Here is an 18698-nt window from a genome sequence, read left to right as displayed (position 1 = left end):
GGCGCATATGGAATATATCAGCTTCACAGACCTTTTTCTTATCGGTCCCGGACCCTCCAGCGGGTATACCCTTGCGGCTCTGCGGGCAGCAAGCGGATTTCGGGGATTAATCCGGGAGTTTCTTCATGATATCAGCGCGCCGAAGCCGGAATGGGGAGGTCTCGCATCGTCCGATGCCCCCTCTGTGGATGGAGGGGAGTATTACATCCGGGTACTGCTCCTGGGAACCATGTCCGCCCGACAGCATGAATATTTGATGTATGAAGCAGTTTGCTCGGGGTTGTACGGGAGGGAGTTCTCATCCCCTCAATTCATTTTAAATTCTGTTGTAGAAGATGAAAACTGCATAGAAACCATGAGGAACGATGCCCGAACGCTTGAGCAGCGAGGCGTTATCCCCGATCCGGGCGTTGGAGTAGAAGTGAAATTCGATCCCCCCAGGGCAATTATTAATGGCGGAAGAATCAGCGTAACCGGATTCAACCGGGGATTGGAATTTCAATTGTTTACCCGCAGCGAAGAGAGCGGCGAACGCCTCATCCTCTCCCGACGCTGGTACAGCATCGGCGGGGGAATGCTCTGCGACGATTCTTCCGCCCTGCTGCGGTTCATCGCCACTCCCGAGCCAGAGCGGCAATTCCCTCCTCCCGGCGACCGTCTCTCTTTTTCCTTCGATCCAAGGGCGCTCATTGGTCTTTGCCGGGAATACAACACCGATATTGCCGGTCTCATCATGGAACAGGAAACTTCCATTCATGGTGAGCTGAGACTCCGGAAAATTCTGGAATCCTATTCCCGGCACTTTTTTCGGCTCATGAGCAAAATGAACAACCGGCTGCAGGAGCAGGATACTATTACCCCAGGGGACAGCCTGAGCCGTATCAGCTATTTGCTCAACTACATTAGCGAATTAAATACCCGGGGTGAGCAGGGAATCCACTTCGCAGGCACCGGAGCTTGGGGAATTGTGGCAATTGTATATTTCCTCAGCTATGGTACCGAGGAAGACCGGAGCTATGGCATGGCAAAAGACCGGAGCTATGGGAAAGCGGGAACCGGGGAATCGGGCGTACTCCGGGCCGTAAAGGACAGATTTGCCAATTATCTGTACACGGCAGCTGCTATTGCCCGCATGTTGGGAAAAGGTTCGCCCGAAGGGGTGAACGGCTGCCAGGGGGAAACCGGGGCAGCCGGAGCAATGGCCGCTGCAGGTTTAACATCTCTGCGGGGAGGAACCCCACTTGAGGTGCTGTCCTCGGCTGCAGCCTTCCTTGAGCATTTCATGGGGTTGGGCTGTCCCGTCCAGGGTGGTAGCATATTTGAGCCCTGCCTTTCCCGCAGCGCAGTGGCCGCCGCATCTGCCCTTACCGTGGGAAAAAACGCCCCATTCAGAATGCAGGCTGTCCAAGGCAATGGTTCGGCCATCAGGGACAGTCACATAGACAGCCAGCCAGACAGGGACGGGAATCCCCTCCGGGAGACGCCCTATTATACTCTTGAGCATATATGCGATATTGTTATTGAATATCGTCGGAGAGGCGAAGAGTTGCGCCGCAGTTTCAAGCAGCCGGGAACCGGAGGCTTCCCGATTGAAGTAAGTATCCCTGAGTGTTAAATTAAGTTTCAGAACACCGAATCCCGGCCACGGGATCTTCAATATTCAAAGAACACACAGACTGCAATTCCCCTACGGGGAACCATGCTTTGTAACCTGGAGGTAACAATGTCAGATTATCAAGAAAAAAGCGGCTCCTTCGATTTGAGATGGATGTTTATCAGCCTGGCGGTTTTTCTGGTAGCTCAAGTCGCAGTGAATGCAGTATTCAAAATCTTCGGTATTCTCACTTTTGGAATTGGCTTTCTCCTGTTCTTCATTGCAAAGCCGTTGGCCTATTTTATCGGTGGATATATCACCGGCAAGCTGAGCCCCGGAATTACCATTCGCGAACCTGCAATCGGTGCGGTGATTATCGCAGTTGGGGGAGTATTGCTTGAACGAGGATTGTTTGGTCCGGGAATGTTGTTCAATCTGATTCTCTCCGCAGTTATCGCATATGCAGTTGCACTCTTCGGTGCCCGATTGGGCGAAGGGGCCTCCTGAACATGAGAGATATTGAATTTATACCCGACTTTATCGACACCGCCGACGCATCATGTCTTGTCCGCTTCGGCCGAACTAAGGTTCTGTGCACCGCCAGTATCGAAAAAAGCGTACCCCCCTTTCTCAGGGACAGCGGCAGCGGTTGGATTACCGCAGAATATGCCATGCTTCCCGGCAGCACCAGCGGAGGCCGGAAACGGAGAGAGATCCGCAAGCGGGACGGCCGAAGTGTCGAGATTCAACGGCTCATCGGTCGCAGTCTGAGGGCAGCCATAGACCTTGAAGCCCTTGGGGAGGTGAGCATTGTTGTGGATTGCGATGTGCTCCAGGCTGACGGCGGAACCCGGACGGCAGCCATCAGCGGCGGCTGGGTGGCTTTGATCATGGCTCTCCAGAAACTGGCTCAAGAAAACCGAATAGACCCCATTCAGTACCGCCTTGGACAGGTTGCTGCGGTAAGCGTGGGAATTGTGGATTCCCGAATTCACTGCGACCTGGATTATGAACTTGACAGCAATGCAGACGTAGATATGAATGTTGTGATGCGGGATGATGCAATGATTGAGGTGCAGGGAACCGGCGAGCAGGATTCCTTTTCCCGGGATCAACTCAACCAATTGCTGGATTCCGCAGAAGAAGGCATCTCCCTCATATATCAGGCCCAGTTGAAGGCCCTGGAAGGTGCAGGGATTGAATAACAGGAAGGATATGGAGTTGCGGAGCGCTTATGAGTGCACATGAACCGAATTCCCCGGAGCAGTGGGTTCCAAACAGGGCTGAATCAGGCGGCCGCGAACTCTCCGGAAATAAAAATTCCGGCCATGACTTCTCCGACGAAGACCTCTCCGGCGATGCTCCTCACAGCCGTGGGCTGGAAGAGGGCAAAGAATTCCGTCCGGATTTCAGCAAACGGGGAGGACTTCTCCCCTGCATTGTGCAGGATGCCAAGAGGAAAGATGTGCTGATGCTGGGGTATGTGAATCGGGATGCCCTGGACAAAACCCTCGCAAGCGGACTGGCTACATTCTATAGCACTTCCAGACAGAAACTCTGGACCAAAGGCGAGGAATCGGGAAATATCCTGAAGATCGTGGAAATACGCACGGATTGCGACCAGGATGCTCTCATCTACCTCGTAGAGCCTGTGGGCGACGGAGTGTGTCATACCCGGGATCCTCAAAGCGGGAAGCACCGCTATTCATGTTTTTACCGCCGCCTTCAAAGCGACGGTTCCCGGGACGGACAGCATATTTCAGGTGAAGCTGCTGCTGCAGGAACAAGAGAGGACGATCCTGCAGACTCAAGGAAGGATGATCCTGCAGACTCAAGGAAGGATGATCCTGCAGACTTAAGGAAGGATGATCCTGCCGTCGGTCTGCAGTTTATTTACCGCTCTTCCCGTTAAACAGAGGCCCTAACGGATCCTTCCACCGTGGATTTTTACTGGACATATCCTCGGTGTAATAGGGACGATCCAGAGCCGGACTCTCGGGCTCCATGTGCTGATGAATATAATTGGAAATCCATCTGGCAATACGCAGGACTACCATTTTATGCCGCAGCCGCCCCTGCATGTCCCTGTTGAGAATCTGAGGAATGGTGCTGGTGGTTACAATTTCATCGATAGCCTGATGATTTAGCTTAATGCGACCTTCCTGGGAGGAATAGAAATGGGTAACCATGAATACCACCCGTTCTGCCCCGGCTTCTTTCAGACGGCTACAGGCTTCAATAATGGTGCTTCCGGTGCGGACCATATCATCGATCACAACCACCTGCTTGCCCTTCACATCTTTGAATGTCAGGTCTGATTCGGGATTCACATCCATCCGGATCTTCCGTTCACCCAGGCGCTCTTTTTCAAGAATGATCATCGGTACACTGCTGTCCTGGAAATGGGAGTGCACCTCTTTTGCAAACGGGAAGGCACCTTTGTCCGGAGCGCAGAGGATGAGCTTATCACGCTTAACAATGTCGGATTCCTGAATGTAATTGGCGTACACGTCGCTGGGCTGTAAATTGTGAAAATGGCCGGAAAACCGCTCCATAAAGAGCCGCTTCACCGAGTTGGAATGGTTGTGAACGGTGATCACCTCATCCACACCCGATTCTTTCAGTAAATCCGCATAAAGACGGGAAGAAAACGGTTGTCCGTCGAATTTTTTATAGTCTTTATCACTTCGCTGAAAATCGACAAAGCCGTGTTCCTTTCTCGGTCCCCGGTCCTGGGCACTGTAAAAAAGATCCGGTTCCAGCAAAATTACCCGATGAGCGCCGTTATCCTTTGCCGCCCGGGCTATCAGAAAATTTCTCATGGCCAGCTCATCCCGGGGATGCATGCTCTGGGTGGTGGAAACGATGAGTACGGTTCGTCCTTCCAGCTTATTCCCAACATCCTGCCAGCTTTCCTCGTCAACAATAAATCGGGGACAAAATTCATTATTTAAGAAGCTTTTTAACGAGACCAGGTCCGAGTAATGCATGGACTGATTCATATGCTGGGCAATATCTGCTACGAAGGGATTGTCTGCAATGTTACCGACGATTATTGGCTGGCTATCATTCATGACAACTGTATAATAAAAAATCACAGTTTGTTCAATAAACCTATCCAAAGCAGTTAAGCTTCTCAGAAAAATGGAACGGGTAATATCTGAGAGATTGGCTCTCCATGAGGCGTGCCGGTTTTTTAGTTGACCGATACAATGAACAAGTATTTGTCGCATATTGTAGTTTTACAGACATGACGGCACCGTATACGGTTTGAAATTTCAATGGTAAAACAGATATAATGAAGCAGGTTGTAACCACAGGAATTCCATCATGAGTCAATATTATGAAGTTATCGTAGATCCGGTAATCCGCCCATTTGCGGAAACGTACCGGACTGAAACAATCACCAATCTGGAACGGCTGGAACAATTGTACAAGGAATCCGACTATGCGGAAATTCGGGAAATTGCCCATCGGCTGAAGGGAGAGGGGGGCACATACGGATTCGATGAAGTAAGCATACAGGGAAGGCTGCTCCAAAAAAAATGTGATGACGGTGATTATACCGCCATTCCCGATATCATTCGCCAATTGCGGAATTACCTTCTGAATGTACGGATATTGTAATACCGAACAGCTTTCCGCTTTGTTATGTACTCACGTTCCAAATGCGCTATACAGAAATCTCCAGGTTTGATATAAGGCAGAATCAACCCTCAAATAGGATCTAATAACATGTCTCGTACACCCATGAATGCTCAAACACAACGGAATTATAAAGACTATGTAATTTACCAGATCTACACCAGAAGCTTCAACGACAGCAATGGCGACGGTATAGGTGACATAGCAGGGATTATCCAGAAGCTGGATTACCTTGAGAATCTGGGGGTGGACGTGCTTTGGCTCAGCCCCTTTTGTTCATCTCCCAACAGGGATAACGGTTATGATGTTTCGGATTACCGGAATGTCATGAAAGAATTCGGCACCCTCAAAGATCTAGACCGCCTCATAGAAAAGGCGCATCAGCGGGGAATGCTGATCATGATGGACCTGGTTATGAATCACAGTTCCATCGAGCATCCCTGGTTTACGGAAAAACCTGAATATTACTACTGGACTGATTCCCCCAATAATTGGGACAGCTATTTCAGCAATTCCGCCTGGACCTGGGATGGGGAAAGAAGACAGTATTATTTACATCTCTTTTATCCGGAACAGCCCGATCTGAACTGGGAAAATCCCGAGCTGAGGAAGGAATTTCATGATATCGCAGCGTTCTGGATCGACCGCGGGATTGATGCGTTCCGCCTGGATGCGATTCACCATATCGGAAAGCCCGAAGGACTTCCGGATGCTCCCGAGCCGAAAAACGACTTTGAGCACAGGAACTTTAAAAATACCCGGCGAACCCATGAATATCTTCGGGAATTCCGGGAAAAGGGGTTGAATAACGGTTCGGTTTTCACGGTAGGAGAGACCGGAGGAACAACCCCCAGAACCAGCCGAAACTATGTTGATACAAAACGGAAAGAACTGGATATGATTTTCCTGTTTGATCATCTGTGGAAGCTGAAGGATGATATCCGGAATCTTCCTGAAGTATTCAAACCGATTTACCGTCACCTGCATAAAGATGGATGGAACACCAATTTTTTCTCCAACCATGATTTCCCCCGGCATCTTTCCATTGTGGGGAATGACGGATTGTACCATCGGGAATCTGCAACGAGCTTCGCAGCTCTGCTGTTGACTCTTTGGGGCACTCCCTTTATCTACCAGGGGGAAGAAATCGGCATGACTAATGTCGCCTTTTCGAAATTACGCGACTATGATTGTGAGGCGGCGAAGAACCGTTATTACCGTGCACTGGAAGAAGGTATCAGCGAGGAGCAGGCATTTACTATGTTTCGCCAACGTACCCGCGATAATGCCCGTACTCCGTTCCAATGGAGTTCGGCCAAGCATGGGGGCTTTACCAGCGGAATTCCATGGCTAAAAGTCAACCCCAATCATGGAAGCATCAATGCAGCTGCACAAATGGGCAGGCCGGGCAGTATATTTGAGAACTACCGCTTTCTTATTCATCTGAGAAAACGCTGGGAGGTTTTGGCCCGGGGAAAAATCCGGTTCCTGCCGCAGGGGAGGGACAGGGTTCTCGCTTGGAAAAGATTTTTAGGACGGAAAGAAAGACGGGAAGCAGGAAGCTATTCGGGACCGGACGAACTGATCCTGATCTCCAATCCCGGGGATCACAGTGCGCTCTGGAAACGTCCTTCGGGGCTGGGTCGAAATTACCGTCTTATTTATAGCAACGCACACAGAGAGCTCATGCTTGGATCCGATAATTCCCGACCTGCTGCATCAAGGGAAGCAGAAATTGATGTCCTCTCCCATCAGGGTGCCGGAGAGTATGCAGGTGAACAGCTGGGGAGCACCATTATTCTCGGTCCCTGGGAAACCCGTTTGTACGTCAGACTCTGAGTTCTTCCAAAACCCGCAGCACTTCCGGAAGAAGTTGCTTTTTCCGGGAGAGGATTTTGGGCAAATCGAAGCTGTGCTCATCTAATGAGCTGTATATGAGATTCTTCTCCGCCGCCGTATATCCGCTGCTGACAAGGATACTGTGTTGTTTCATCACATCGGTTATAAGCAGCATTGTCCAATCCAGCTGCTTATCCCGGCTTACTGCCTGCAATGCTTCATGAAATGGAGATATCATTTCCGATGCTTCCTCAAGGCTCATAACCTCAACCTGACCGATTCCCACATCCTTGCCGAATTGGTGATAGGTTTTGAAGTCACCCAGCACCACATCCCTGGGGTCCCGCTCCTTAAGAGCTTTCAACTGACTGAACATTTCGGTGGCATATGTTTCACTGTCCAGACCGGAGAGGATAGACAGCTCTTTCAGAGCACGTACATCTTCCTCAGTTGTGGTGGGAGATTTCAGATACACCGTATCGGAAATAATTCCCGATTGAAGCAGGATGGCGATGTGCCTGGGAATATCTTCAAAATGCATTCTGAAATGCTGATACACAATGGTGGAGGAGGATCCCACAGGTTTTGAAGCAATATATATGGGAGTGTTGGTCTTCTCCGCACCAAAACGGTGGTGATCAATAATTTCTACGATATGTGCCTCTTTCGCCCCGGGCACCGACTGATGAATCTCGTTGTGATCCACCAAAATAAGATCTTTTACCGGTTTTTCAATGAACCGTCTGCGGGTGACGATGCCGTAAAACTCTTCATCATCGAAAACAGGCAACCCCCGAAAGTCCGAGGACATGAGCTGACGTTTTACATCTTCGAAGGACTCATCTTTTCCCACCCGGGGCTGACTTCGGTTAACAATAGTGTGCACCGGGACGCTCAGCCTGAGAAGCCGGATACTTTCAGCACTGTCGGTTCCCGATAGATACACGCTGCCCTGAAATGAAGAAAAATCGGTATCCAGTTCCTCCGGGGATTCAACTCCGGTGATAATGATGGCCGGCAGCTGATTTTTAACTGCATGCTCCAGAATCTTTCGTCTATTTCCCACAACCAGAATGGGCTTTTGCTCAAGCCGTTTCATCCGTTTCAGATAGATATCGAAGGGCATGGCTCCCGTCATGATCGGGGCGTCAAACACCGTACCTTCTCCCCTGACAATAAATTGACCGGGTAGAACTTCGGGGATGTTCTCAGAGGAAAAACTGTAGACGGGGCGGCCGGTGCTGCTCTGCCGTACAAGGTATGCGGATACTTCGTTGATGGAGACCGTACCCTCAAATCCGTCAAAATTGAACACGGGGATAAAGCTGATATTCCGGGTGTAAAGGAGCTCAAGGGCATCCAAAATTGGAGCGTTGGAGGGAAGAGATGTATAATCTTTTCGGGCTACATCCCCCACTGTCGGAATTAACTCTTTATACAGGGCGGGAGTGCTGGATTCGGCTTTTTTAAATGCGGCTTTCGTCTGATCATTCAGCGCACCGCAGCGGATAGGAAGGTAGCTGTTCCGGGGATCGATCCTATTTTTCAGGTAGGCATATGCATAACTGGCAACAGTGCAGTCCATATCCGGGTTTCTGTGACCGCTGACATAAATTGTTTTCATTGCCTCAAAATACCCAATGAAATGGAATCATTCAAGAAGGGTTAGGAGTCTTATCAGCCGCCGGAAACCAGATGCCAGACTATCCACGCCCAGAATGCCCCAAGAACTGCTCCGCTCAGAACCTCCATGAGACTATGCCCCACCATTTCTGAATGACGGGGAATTTTTTCCCGTATATGAGGTGAGAGTTCTTCTCTAATGATGTTGAGGCTTTCGGCATGCTTTTGAACGTACCCCCTCAGCCTGAATGCGTCATACATCACAATGAGAGCGAACACCAGGCTTACGGAAAACCATGGTCCTGACGCACCCTCAGCCAGGGCTAAGAAGACCGTAAGAGCACTCACAAACGCGCTATGGGCGCTGGGCATTCCTCCTGCTGTGGACAGGTAAGATGGTGTGAGTTTCCGGTCCCGGATAGAGTAGGCGATAAATTTCGTGAGCTGACATACCAGCTGTACGCTGACTGCTGTGAAAAATGCAATGGGCATGCTCCAAGTTTATCCCGTACATGCCCAATTTTCCAAGCCCCCCTATTGGTTGCCTATTCCGCATCGGTGCTTATTTCAGATACCCGAGCCACGTATCCTGCTGAACGATCATTCTCTCGGTTAGGTCCTTGAGAGGCAGTGCCTGATGCACCACCGGGTTTGCCAGGAGGGCCTGAATGGCAAGATCCTTGCTTTTGTGAAGTACCGCTTCGGCTGTGAGATCGTATACCCCGCAGTAATTTCTGAGCAGGGCAAGGAATCCTTTGGGTACATTCGGCAGGCTTTGGCCCTGAATACCCTCCCCATTAATGGTCGCGGGAACCTCTACCGCTATCCAGTCCGGCAGATCGGGGATGAGACCGTTGTTTATCACATTAACGGCTGATTCCGTGTACCCGCTGTTCTGGATGATCCCTTCGATAATATCCACAACCCGTTCATGCCGCTTCATTTCGATTTCCGGGCGCTGTTCATTGCTTAATGCCACTTTATACATATCGAAGAAGTCCACAATTCCCCTGTGATCCGCAAGCTGCCATGACCAGGAAAGGTATTCTCCGAAATGGCTGTCAACCGTTATGGGCAGCAATCCATAGGTCTCCATGATAAAGCGGAAAAGTTTTCTGTCAGCCCATTCAACAGCGCTGTCCTCAATTCCCAGCTGGGCCCGGGCCGTTGATCCTTCCGTGTGGATAATCTCACCGGTTTTCCGGAAATGATGCCAAATATCGCTGTAGCCCGGTTCACGGCTGAAGAACGTATAGGCTTTCTCCATAATCTCCGGGTACAGATCCTCACCGGTTTCCCGGTCTTTGGCTTCGAGCAGACAGCTGAAATGGTTCAAACCGCCGGCGGTGAGTTCCATGGAATCGAAAGGGCGATCCAACATTGCCGGAAGATAGCGTTCCAGACTGGCTATTTCATGACACAGACCGGTAAACTTAATTCCGGGGTATGCCCGGTGAACGGCAGTGGTAATTGCCGTCATGGGGTTGGAATAGCAGAAAATTTGCGCATCAGGCACAAGATCCATTGCATCACCGCAAATTTCAAGAATGGGAGGTATGATTCTAAGGGAGTGAAAAACACCTCCGGGACCGCCGTTCTCACCGTAAATTTGAGTAATACCGTATTGCTGGGGAATTCTCCAGTCCTCCTCCCACAGTTTGAATCGGTCACCCACTTCAATTGAGATTATTATGTAATCAGCATCCCGTAATGCTTCCCGCCTGTCGGTGCTTGAGGTAACTGTGAAATTCAGGTTGTTCCGGGTGACAAAATCCCTTGCTTCTTCATACACAGATTGCAGGCTTTCGGCATCTATATCCATGAGACACAGCTCGGATCCCTTGAGAACATTGCTGGTGAAAATATCACCCAGTGTACCGAGTCCGAATTGGGCGCTCCCTGCGCCGACCAATACTATTTTTTTTGACATAAATTCTCCTACTATGCACCGGAATCCTTCCCGTGCGTCTCATTCTGTTTTACCGCAGAATGGTAACTTGTGCAAGAAAAATTGAAAAATATTGAAATAAAGACCGCATATAAGAAAATATCTGCAAAAATCTGCAAAATTCAGCACCACAACCTTTGACAAAGGGAAACCAAGATACATATGATGGCGCCATGGCTAAGGTGAAACTTCAGGATGTGGCCCGCAGCGCGGGGGTAAGTATCAGCACGGTGAGCAGGGTTATTAACAATCCATATATGGTTCACCGTCAGACCAGAGAAACAGTGGAAAAGGCAATCCGGGAACTGGGGTTTCTCCCGAAAGAGGGTGCCTGGCACCCCTACGGTTCTTTAGAGAACAATACATCCGATTCCGCCCCTGGTCGAACCGGACCATCCCCCGTTGTAGCCCTGGTTTCCCCGGTGAATGATAGTGATTTCTTTTTTGATCTTCAGATATCCCTCCAGGAGAACTTGTTGGGCATCAATCATTACCCTCTTTTGATCCATACCAAGGGTGAACTGAGCCTGGTCAGATTTCTTGAAAAAGATTCGGCCTGGCTGGATGGGGTGGATGCGGTGGTGGTTCTATCCTGTGAAATTGAAGATGAGGCAATGGACATCCTCAAACAGCGGGGAGTGCCGGTTGCTTGTGTACATCAGCGTAACCGTTCTGTATTCTCTGTGCTCAACAATGATTACCTGGGAGGCTACGATGCCGCTCAGTATTTGTGGTCCCAGGGACACCGGAAATTCGCTCTGGTTAGTTGGGATGCCTTCCGATCTGACCGGAAAGGGGACAGGGTCACAGGCTTTACCAATTATCTTATGGAACATGGAGCGAACATTCCAGATTCCCGGCGTATTGCATCGGATTTGAGCATCGCCGGAGGAAGAAAGGCCATGGCCGAACTCACCAGGGGTGAGCTTCCTGAAGCAGTGTTTTTCACCAGTGATACAATGGCCATTGGTGGACTTCAGTATTGTCGCGATGAAGGGATCTCGGTTCCCGGTACCCTGGCAATCATGGGCTTCGACGACATCCGAATGGCCTCGGTCATGGGGCTGACCACCATGAAACAATTCATATCAGTGAAAACCCGTCTTATTGTGGATGAATTATCTGCCTGCCTGAGGACAGGAAGGGGGGAATTAGATCAGAGGGAGGTGACCATTACCCCGGAACTGGTGCGCAGAATATCCGCATAAGATTTGAACTCCTTACGTCTATTCCCTATGATTAAGTGAGGAGGACCGGGCTATCCCCGGAGCGAGCTATGCTTATTCAGTATGAACTTGTTCGGATATCTTCTTTGATTGCAGCCTTTGTAACCTTTGCCATGCTCATATGGACGGGCAGACGGATGGCCGCAAATTATCGAGCCAGAATATATTTCGCACTTACCGCGTTCACCTTTTTGTATGCCTTCGGCTATGCTCAGGCTCTTACCCAGACCCGATTAGACTCTCTTCTTTTCTGGTCCCGTTTCCAGTTTGCAGGTGTCCCGTACATCCCCCTGTTTTTGATCCTGCTCTCGGTTCACACCCGGTACTACCGGGAAAATCAGCCGTTTTCCCCCTGGTTGTATCTTCTCCTGATTCCCGGTATTGCCTCCATGCTCACCAATTGGCTCTATCCCTTCAGCAAACTCTATTATCTTGATCGAAGCTTCTGGGTGAATGATCCGTATGTTATGGTGAGAAGCATAACTCCCGGATTTCTTTGGTATGTTCAAAACGTTCAAGCGGTAGCGGCACTGCTAGTCAGTATTTGGGTCTATGCCGGCGGCGTGCTGCGGGTTCAGAACAAACGCAGGGATATGCTGTTAATGCTCATTGGTATTTCCATACCTTCTACGGGATACCTTCTCAGCCTTACAGGATTGTTCCAATCCAGATTCGATCTGGTTCCCGCACTTCTGGGGTTGGCCAGTCCGTTTCTCGCTTCTGGTATATTCAGTGACAGACTGATCAGTGATTTATCCAACGCCAGACTCTTTTACTATAAAACCACGGAAAATCCGGTGTTTATTTTTAATATAGAAAGTCACCTCATAGATTTGAATACCGCTGCCCTGAATACATTCGGAATTTCACGAAAGCAGGCATTGAACAAAACCTGGCACGGTTTGCTGGATCAGTTGGGGGAAGGGGATGTAAGGATTTTTCCCGAAGAAACTCATCTGGGTAAAGAACTGAGTTTTAACGGCAGGGTATATGCATACACCAGTCTGGTCTTTAGTGATGATAAAGACCGGGTGAGGGGGCTTCTGCGGACCCTCTATGATGTAACCGATACCAGAAATGTGATGAAGCTGCTTGAACAGGAAGCAAGCTTTGATGGACTCACAGGGCTGCTTACCAGGAGACGATGGGAGCAAAATGTGGAAATGGCCTTGAGGCAGGGCGTCCGCTTTAATCATTCCGGGAGTCTTCTGGTGTTGGATCTGGACCATTTCAAGACCATCAATGATGACTATGGTCATCAGGCCGGGGACATCGTTTTACAGAAAATTTCAGAACGCTTGAAAAACGCCGTCCGGGATATTGATATTCTGGGACGTTACGGCGGTGAAGAATTGGGGATTTGGCTTATGGAGACCGGTCCAGAAGACGCCCTTGCGGTTGGCAAAAAGCTTCGCCGGTTGGTGCGGGAATATGAGGTGGAGACAGGAGGCACCGCATTAAACGTGAGCACCAGTATCGGTATTTACGGGGAACGTGAGCTATCAAGTTTGCATCTGAATTACTATTTTGAAAAAGCCGACCAGGCTTTATACAAGGCCAAGGAGAATGGTCGTGACCGGGTAGAGCTCAGCCGGCAGTAATCCTGAGGCGAGGTCCCCGGGGGGGAAAGGCTGAGGTACCACCGAGGCATCAATTTCCCGTAATCAGTGAAAACCACCGCCGGTAATTCTGAGTTTATCGAAAACCTCACCAATTGGGGTGAGAAGTTTTCTGGCATCGCTTTGGGGAACCCGTGCCTGCTTCCACATGGAAATGCGGAAAAACTCCAGAATGGTTTCGCGTACGTTTTCTTCGGGGAAAAATACATACGAAACGTTCTGTCCCACAGGCTTCAGTACGGTAAAAGAGCTGTATGTAACCATCGGTTCTTCTCCGATATATACCCGGTCTCTCCGATTGGTGGTGTACTGAATTAATTCCTTGATCCTGTACGGAATTTTCTTGGCATCGCTGCGATGGGCCGGTTCAATATGGCTGTTGGGAAAACCCGCCGGTTCCACCAAAACATAGAGCTTTCTACCCTCAGCCTGGAATACCAGTCCGTCTTCGTTCTGATAAATATCCTTCACATTACCGAATGAGACCAGTTCATATTTTGTATATGTTGAGTTATCATCATAGAAAACACTCATAATATAACCGAATTGATCGGGCAGTCTGCCGGCAGAGTATGCTTTGAATGTTTCAAGAAGTTTGTCCATGTAGTCCTCCGTTTCTCCGTATCGGTGGGTGAGTGAATGAATCACCCTCCCTTTCTTTCTATATTGTAATATCTTTCACCGTACTTTATTATATAAAATATGATGAATGTGAGTTCTGCCTTCAAATTCCTTAATCTCAGGGAGACCGCGTCTCAGGCGGAGGCCAACGCCAGTTACCGCAGGCTCCTGAAGGAATACCATCCGGACAGAAATACTCACCGCAGCGAATGGTCCCACACTATGACCGTCCGTCTCACCGAAGCATACGATGCGGTGAGCAGTTATATCAGCAGCATCAGGGCAGAAGATGCTGAAGCCCAGGATTCACAGGCTCAGGATGCCCGTCAGGAATCAAGGGAAGCTGAAACCGAACCGGACTCGGGATACAGCATTACCATGCAAGTCAGGATCGGTAATCTCTATGATCAGCTCCTTCACCACGTTCATGATTATTATACCGGGGGAATGAACAACGTGCACCTTCGCCAAGAGGGCACTATGCGCCACCGGTTTCGGGCACTGCTGCGCAGGCTGGCGAACACCGTTGAGGATCTCCGCCTCACCATGGAGTGGCCCGGCTCCTCCCTTCAGCACAGCCAGGTACATGCAATTCACGATTTCGCAGCGGCATTTTATGAAAACATGCTGATCAAGCCCCGGCAGCCGGAGACCCTGACCCGGGACGAGGCTAAATCCCAAACACTTTATCGCAACGGAAGTCTGTCTATGGACAATGCCATCAGGAAAGGGATTCTCGAGCTGGAACAGAAAAACGGTCTTATAACACCCGGATCCCGGCATCAAGCCGAGCAAAGCTTTATGCTACTGCTCAGCAGTTATTCACGGAGCATCTTTGTTGCAGATACCTTAATCAAGCTCTATCTTTTAAAGGCATTTTCCGCCCTCTGTGAGTTTCTGGAGGAACAGTTTTAATACCGTTCCCCCGTTCGCTCTCTTCTGTCTAATTCCATTCACAACTGGTAGAAAATAATGATGCTCCGCTTGCAGCTCGATCAGCTTTGCTTTTTGGCTTTCAGGTTCATCTGCGCAATCGCCAACTTGGCAATGGGTATGCCGTAAGGAGACACAGAGACATAATTCAGACCCGCTTCTGCAATAAAGTCGATATTTTGAGGTTCTGCACCGTGTTCTCCGCAGAGACCCAGTTTCAGATCCGGTCGAACCATTCTGCCCCGAAGAGTTGCAGTGGTTACCAATTCTTTTACCTGGGGCTGGAGAACCTTAAAAGGATTATTGGGAAGCAAGTCCAGTTCAGTGTAGTCCGAGAAAAAGGTGTTAAAATCGTCCCGGGAAATACCGTAGGTGGTCTGAGTCAGATCATTGGTGCCGAATGAGAAAAAGTCGGCATATCGGGCAATGGCCGAGGCATTCAAGGCTGCAGCGGGAAGCTCAATCATGGTTCCCACCCGGTAATCAAGAGGGCCTTTTTTAAAGCTTCTGCTGACCTGTTCCTCAATATCACGTATTCCAAGTATATGCTTGCCTTCAATTTTCTTTCCGTTTCGCACAACCTTTAGCTCATTGGGGTTCATCACAAGTGGTATCATGATCTCAGGCCGGGGATTTTTTCCCTCTTCCAGCAGACGGTAGGAAGCCTCAAAAATTGCACGAGTCTGCATCCGGTAAATCTCAGGATATGATACCGCAACCCTGATACCCCTGTGACCCAGCATGGGATTGAATTCCCGCAGGAGTTGGCTGCGCTCCTTAATGGCAGCTGCGGTTAATCCGGTTCCGTCCGTCTTGGCTTTTGCAGCAAAATCCTTCATACCCTTGTCATCCGACGGAAGGAACTCGTGGAGGGGAGCATCCAACAGGCGTATGGTAACAGGATGACCGTCCATAATCTTCAGCAGCTCGTAGAAATCTTCGGTCTGATCCTTTGCAAGATCTTCAAGAAATTCCTGACGCTTAACGCTGTCCTGGGCAAGGATCATATAGCGAAACCGGTCAATTCTCGACTCATCAAAAAACATATGTTCGGTTCGGCACAGCCCGATACCCCTGGCCCTGAATTTTTGCGCCAACAGGGCGTCTCTGGGCTGATCGGCATTCGCATGCACATCAATATTTTCAATTCGTGTTTGTATGACTTCCAGAAAATCCAGAAGACCGCTGTGCTCCAGCACCGGCTTGGTGAGGCTGCCCTGTCCGATATAGAGAACTGGATCTTCATAATATGGCACATTCATGGTGATGTAATCACCTTCTTTTACCTCTTCGCCGCCGATCTGTATGGACTTTTTCCTGAACACCGCATCAGGGCGTACCAGGGCCACCTTCCCCAGACTTCGGGCTACCACAGGTGCGTGGGATGCGTACCCTCCTTCAGACGAGAGTACCCCCTGGGCAACCTCGATTGCCTTCACATCTCCGGCAAATGTGGAGGGCATGGCGAGAATCATATTGGTGTCTTCACCCGCCTGCTGTGCCTGACGGTATGCGGTGATCAGGTTCTCGGCGTTGAAAAATACCCGTCCGATTGCCGCACCGACCGCACCGGCTATGCCTCCTTCCTGGGTCTTCAGCTTAGAGACTGATTCGGGATCCAGGGTGGGGTGAAGTATTTCTGAAAGCCTTCCGGGTTTCACCTTCTCTATGAGGTAATCATTATCAACGATATCACGGTTTCGAAGGTCCAGGAGCGTCTTGATTTCCGCCTGGGCGGATTTATTGGGAGCAGATGACTGGTCCACCAGCCACAATACGTCCGCTTCAATGGCGAAACGGATCCACCTGAGTTCAAGAAAGTGATTCTCCAGTTTTAGCGCAATATCCTTCAGGGATTTCAGAAATTTTGCATCCAAATTATCGAGGGTTTTTCCATTGGGAGAAGATTCGTCATAGGCCGCGGGGAAATACTCACCCTGAAGTTCATTTTCGCCGCTTACAATATGGTGGGTGTAAAAATATCCTGCAGCAGAATCTTTGTCGAAGTTCCCGTATACCATTGCCTGAATCATTACCGCCGAATCTTCCGATGTGGGGCTTTTTTTCAGTGCGGCGTCAAACTGTTGAACCACATACTGCAGCTGAAACAGGGGATCACTGTAGATCTCCGCTGGAAGAATTTCCCGGAATTCATCGATGGTTTTCAAAATCGTGGTCTTGCTTTTAGCCTTCTTCAGTTTTCCAAGGTAGGCTTCAAGGGCTTCAATTTCAGTATCGTCGCTGCTGGCTGCAATAGAGAGGCGGATGATGCTGGAAATAAGATACGCATATTCGTTGAACGCGAATTTCTCCCCGCTCATTTCCGCCACCATCTCCACGTTTTCATCAATCAAACCGATATGGTGTATTGAGGGAAGGGAGCTTTGAACATTCAACATGGGACTTTCGACAGCCTTCAGCAGCAGAGGATTCTTACCTCCCCCGAAACTTTTTCCCATGGTGCTGCCGATATCTGCGATGAATTCCTTTAATTCAGGAACTACGCCCCGGGGATTGTTAATGAAGTGAGCAAGATGCTCATGGGGAATAATGAAACCCGGACAAATGGGCATATCCAGCTGGGCCAGAGAGGCTGCCCGGATGCCCCGGCTGCCGAGAATTTCACTGTTTTTCAAAGCTTCGGCATGCTTACCGCTGCCGAAGGAAATAAACATACTCATTATATTATCTCCTGTAGTCTGATGTCAGGGACCTCAGAACAGTTCCAGAGGCTGGTCGATGCTTCCTTTCAGAAAAGATTCGAAACGGGGGCTTGCGCCCTCAAACAGATAACGCTGAAGTTTGGAAACATCTTTGATTGTACTTCCGGCCACTGAAATCATGATCGGAGTGCCGTGCTTCACTTTCCCCCATTTAAATAATGAATTGATATCCTTGATTCGTTCATTATCATAATAAATCAGGACATCCAGTTCAGGGTATGTGGAGCGGTAGCTGGCCACAATCCGTTTCCATGCCTCTACATTTCCGTTATGGAATAATTCGTTGGTGACCACCACCGAATAGCGGGGGGTAATTCTATATGAGCCATCCCGGGGTTTTCCCCGGGCCGGTGCTGCTTGGGCGGCTGGCGCAGGTTTGGGTGCCGCACTCCTGGCTGCCGATGCCTTGGCCCGATACTCCGGGCGTTCGCTCACATCGAAGCCTGCAAGGACCCCGTGAACGTCTTTTAGCGCCTGGTTCAATTGTTCATCACTGAGTGAGCCACTCAGGGACTGTATATACACGGTAATGAGTTCATCTTTTAAAATCGGAAGAGCAGGTTCCCAGGAATTTTTGTCTCTGGGGTTTATAATGAATGAGCCCACTTCGGGATGATGGTAGACCAGGGCGATTTGTAAATCCGTCCAATCTTTAAAAGCGGGAATAATCTCGTCGGCGCTTTCTATCATTCGGGTGATATTTCTCGATGCAAAACTGTACTCGAATTTATCTACCAGAAGCGAACTGATAATCGGGGGCATCTGCTGCCGGGTGATACTGCCTTCCTGCTCGGCATTATTGAGCAGGTCGGCAATATTGATACCGTCACTGATCGATTTCACCAGTGCGGTTGTAAATTTGAAATGCCGCAAAGCAGTGTTAAAACCTGCTTTGCGGGAAAATAAATCGAAGTTACCAACCATAAT

At 49.6% G+C, this 18698-nt stretch carries 16 protein-coding genes; 9 read left to right on the top strand and 7 right to left on the bottom strand.

Annotated features, from left to right (window positions below; all coding sequences use genetic code 11):
• The first annotated feature begins 7 nt into the window (after positions 1–7).
• The 4 genes from AC52PS_RS06610 (at position 8) to AC52PS_RS06595 (ending at position 3506) form a co-directional block, all read left to right on the top strand.
• Positions 8–1615 carry a serine dehydratase beta chain gene (locus tag AC52PS_RS06610; protein WP_495562261.1) on the top strand — a complete coding sequence of 536 codons (1608 nt, stop codon included), beginning with the start codon at positions 8–10 and terminating at the stop codon, positions 1613–1615.
• A gap of 108 nt (positions 1616–1723) precedes the next feature.
• The gene (locus tag AC52PS_RS06605) at positions 1724–2101 is read left to right on the top strand and encodes a hypothetical protein (protein WP_495562260.1); all 378 of its coding nucleotides are present in this window, start codon (positions 1724–1726) and stop codon (positions 2099–2101) included.
• A 2-nt stretch (positions 2102–2103) separates the two neighbouring features.
• Positions 2104–2799 (top strand): ribonuclease PH, encoded by a 696-nt coding sequence (rph, locus tag AC52PS_RS06600; protein ID WP_495562259.1) that lies wholly within the window; start codon positions 2104–2106, stop codon positions 2797–2799.
• 29 nt (positions 2800–2828) lie between these two features.
• Entirely contained in the window at positions 2829–3506 is a 678-nt protein-coding gene (locus AC52PS_RS06595; RefSeq protein ID WP_495562258.1) for a phosphoribosyl-AMP cyclohydrolase, read from the top strand.
• Here AC52PS_RS06595 and AC52PS_RS06590 read toward each other — a convergent pair.
• Positions 3484–4668 (bottom strand): ribose-phosphate diphosphokinase, encoded by a 1185-nt coding sequence (locus AC52PS_RS06590; RefSeq protein ID WP_495562257.1) that lies wholly within the window; start codon positions 4666–4668, stop codon positions 3484–3486. The two genes, AC52PS_RS06595 and AC52PS_RS06590, sit on opposite strands and share 23 nt — an antisense overlap.
• A gap of 256 nt (positions 4669–4924) precedes the next feature.
• Between AC52PS_RS06590 and AC52PS_RS06585 the strand changes: the two genes are divergently transcribed.
• Together AC52PS_RS06585 and AC52PS_RS06580 are read left to right on the top strand one after the other, a co-directional pair.
• Positions 4925–5221 carry an Hpt domain-containing protein gene (locus tag AC52PS_RS06585; RefSeq protein WP_495562256.1) on the top strand — a complete coding sequence of 99 codons (297 nt, stop codon included), beginning with the start codon at positions 4925–4927 and terminating at the stop codon, positions 5219–5221.
• Positions 5222–5329: 108 nt separating this feature from the next.
• The gene (locus AC52PS_RS06580) at positions 5330–7078 is read left to right on the top strand and encodes an alpha-glucosidase (RefSeq protein ID WP_495562255.1); all 1749 of its coding nucleotides are present in this window, start codon (positions 5330–5332) and stop codon (positions 7076–7078) included.
• Here the strand turns inward: AC52PS_RS06580 and AC52PS_RS06575 are convergent.
• The 3 genes from AC52PS_RS06575 to AC52PS_RS06565 form a co-directional block, all read right to left on the bottom strand.
• Entirely contained in the window at positions 7068–8702 is a 1635-nt protein-coding gene (locus tag AC52PS_RS06575) for a putative manganese-dependent inorganic diphosphatase (RefSeq protein ID WP_495562254.1), read from the bottom strand. The two genes, AC52PS_RS06580 and AC52PS_RS06575, sit on opposite strands and share 11 nt — an antisense overlap.
• A 53-nt stretch (positions 8703–8755) precedes the next feature.
• Positions 8756–9193: a divergent PAP2 family protein gene (locus tag AC52PS_RS06570; RefSeq protein ID WP_495562253.1), complete on the bottom strand. Its 438-nt coding sequence runs from the start codon at positions 9191–9193 to the stop codon at positions 8756–8758.
• A gap of 70 nt (positions 9194–9263) precedes the next feature.
• On the bottom strand, positions 9264–10631 hold the full coding sequence (locus AC52PS_RS06565; RefSeq protein WP_495562252.1) for a family 4 glycosyl hydrolase: 1368 nt from the start codon (positions 10629–10631) through the stop codon (positions 9264–9266).
• Positions 10632–10822: 191 nt separating this feature from the next.
• Here AC52PS_RS06565 and AC52PS_RS06560 point away from each other — a divergent pair, with 191 nt between their 5' ends.
• Positions 10823–11857 (top strand): LacI family DNA-binding transcriptional regulator, encoded by a 1035-nt coding sequence (locus AC52PS_RS06560; protein WP_495562251.1) that lies wholly within the window; start codon positions 10823–10825, stop codon positions 11855–11857.
• Positions 11858–11925: 68 nt separating this feature from the next.
• The gene (locus AC52PS_RS06555; protein ID WP_495562250.1) at positions 11926–13476 is read left to right on the top strand and encodes a histidine kinase N-terminal 7TM domain-containing diguanylate cyclase; all 1551 of its coding nucleotides are present in this window, start codon (positions 11926–11928) and stop codon (positions 13474–13476) included.
• A 63-nt stretch (positions 13477–13539) separates the two neighbouring features.
• Here AC52PS_RS06555 and AC52PS_RS06550 read toward each other — a convergent pair whose 3' ends face one another.
• Entirely contained in the window at positions 13540–14097 is a 558-nt protein-coding gene (locus AC52PS_RS06550; protein WP_495562249.1) for a transposase, read from the bottom strand.
• Positions 14098–14196: 99 nt separating this feature from the next.
• On the opposite strand from AC52PS_RS06550, the gene AC52PS_RS06545 reads away from it, so the two are divergent.
• The gene (locus tag AC52PS_RS06545) at positions 14197–15030 is read left to right on the top strand and encodes a J domain-containing protein (protein WP_495562248.1); all 834 of its coding nucleotides are present in this window, start codon (positions 14197–14199) and stop codon (positions 15028–15030) included.
• An 80-nt stretch (positions 15031–15110) separates the two neighbouring features.
• Here AC52PS_RS06545 and AC52PS_RS06540 read toward each other — a convergent pair whose 3' ends face one another.
• Both AC52PS_RS06540 and AC52PS_RS06535 read right to left on the bottom strand, forming a co-directional pair.
• Complete coding sequence (locus AC52PS_RS06540) at positions 15111–17729, bottom strand: putative PEP-binding protein (protein ID WP_495562247.1); 2619 nt, start codon at positions 17727–17729, stop codon at positions 15111–15113.
• Positions 17730–17762: 33 nt separating this feature from the next.
• Positions 17763–18695: a hypothetical protein gene (locus tag AC52PS_RS06535; protein ID WP_495562246.1), complete on the bottom strand. Its 933-nt coding sequence runs from the start codon at positions 18693–18695 to the stop codon at positions 17763–17765.
• Positions 18696–18698 lie beyond the last annotated feature (3 nt).

It is taken from the genome of Salinispira sp. (assembly GCF_059431795.1).
This window is presented reverse-complemented; position numbering and strand designations above follow the sequence as displayed.

Bases quoted from the DNA above. Each gene is read 5' to 3' on its own strand.
- AC52PS_RS06610 (WP_495562261.1), top strand. From the start codon at position 8: ATGGAATATATCAGCTTCACAGACCTTTTTCTTATCGGTCCCGGACCC.
- AC52PS_RS06605 (WP_495562260.1), top strand. From the start codon at position 1,724: ATGTCAGATTATCAAGAAAAAAGCGGCTCCTTCGATTTGAGATGGATG.
- rph (WP_495562259.1), top strand. From the start codon at position 2,104: ATGAGAGATATTGAATTTATACCCGACTTTATCGACACCGCCGACGCA.
- AC52PS_RS06595 (WP_495562258.1), top strand. From the start codon at position 2,829: ATGAGTGCACATGAACCGAATTCCCCGGAGCAGTGGGTTCCAAACAGG.
- AC52PS_RS06590 (WP_495562257.1), bottom strand. From the start codon at position 4,668: ATGAATGATAGCCAGCCAATAATCGTCGGTAACATTGCAGACAATCCC.
- AC52PS_RS06585 (WP_495562256.1), top strand. From the start codon at position 4,925: ATGAGTCAATATTATGAAGTTATCGTAGATCCGGTAATCCGCCCATTT.
- AC52PS_RS06580 (WP_495562255.1), top strand. From the start codon at position 5,330: ATGTCTCGTACACCCATGAATGCTCAAACACAACGGAATTATAAAGAC.
- AC52PS_RS06575 (WP_495562254.1), bottom strand. From the start codon at position 8,702: ATGAAAACAATTTATGTCAGCGGTCACAGAAACCCGGATATGGACTGC.
- AC52PS_RS06570 (WP_495562253.1), bottom strand. From the start codon at position 9,193: ATGCCCATTGCATTTTTCACAGCAGTCAGCGTACAGCTGGTATGTCAG.
- AC52PS_RS06565 (WP_495562252.1), bottom strand. From the start codon at position 10,631: ATGTCAAAAAAAATAGTATTGGTCGGCGCAGGGAGCGCCCAATTCGGA.
- AC52PS_RS06560 (WP_495562251.1), top strand. From the start codon at position 10,823: ATGGCTAAGGTGAAACTTCAGGATGTGGCCCGCAGCGCGGGGGTAAGT.
- AC52PS_RS06555 (WP_495562250.1), top strand. From the start codon at position 11,926: ATGCTTATTCAGTATGAACTTGTTCGGATATCTTCTTTGATTGCAGCC.
- AC52PS_RS06550 (WP_495562249.1), bottom strand. From the start codon at position 14,097: ATGGACAAACTTCTTGAAACATTCAAAGCATACTCTGCCGGCAGACTG.
- AC52PS_RS06545 (WP_495562248.1), top strand. From the start codon at position 14,197: ATGATGAATGTGAGTTCTGCCTTCAAATTCCTTAATCTCAGGGAGACC.
- AC52PS_RS06540 (WP_495562247.1), bottom strand. From the start codon at position 17,729: ATGAGTATGTTTATTTCCTTCGGCAGCGGTAAGCATGCCGAAGCTTTG.
- AC52PS_RS06535 (WP_495562246.1), bottom strand. From the start codon at position 18,695: ATGGTTGGTAACTTCGATTTATTTTCCCGCAAAGCAGGTTTTAACACT.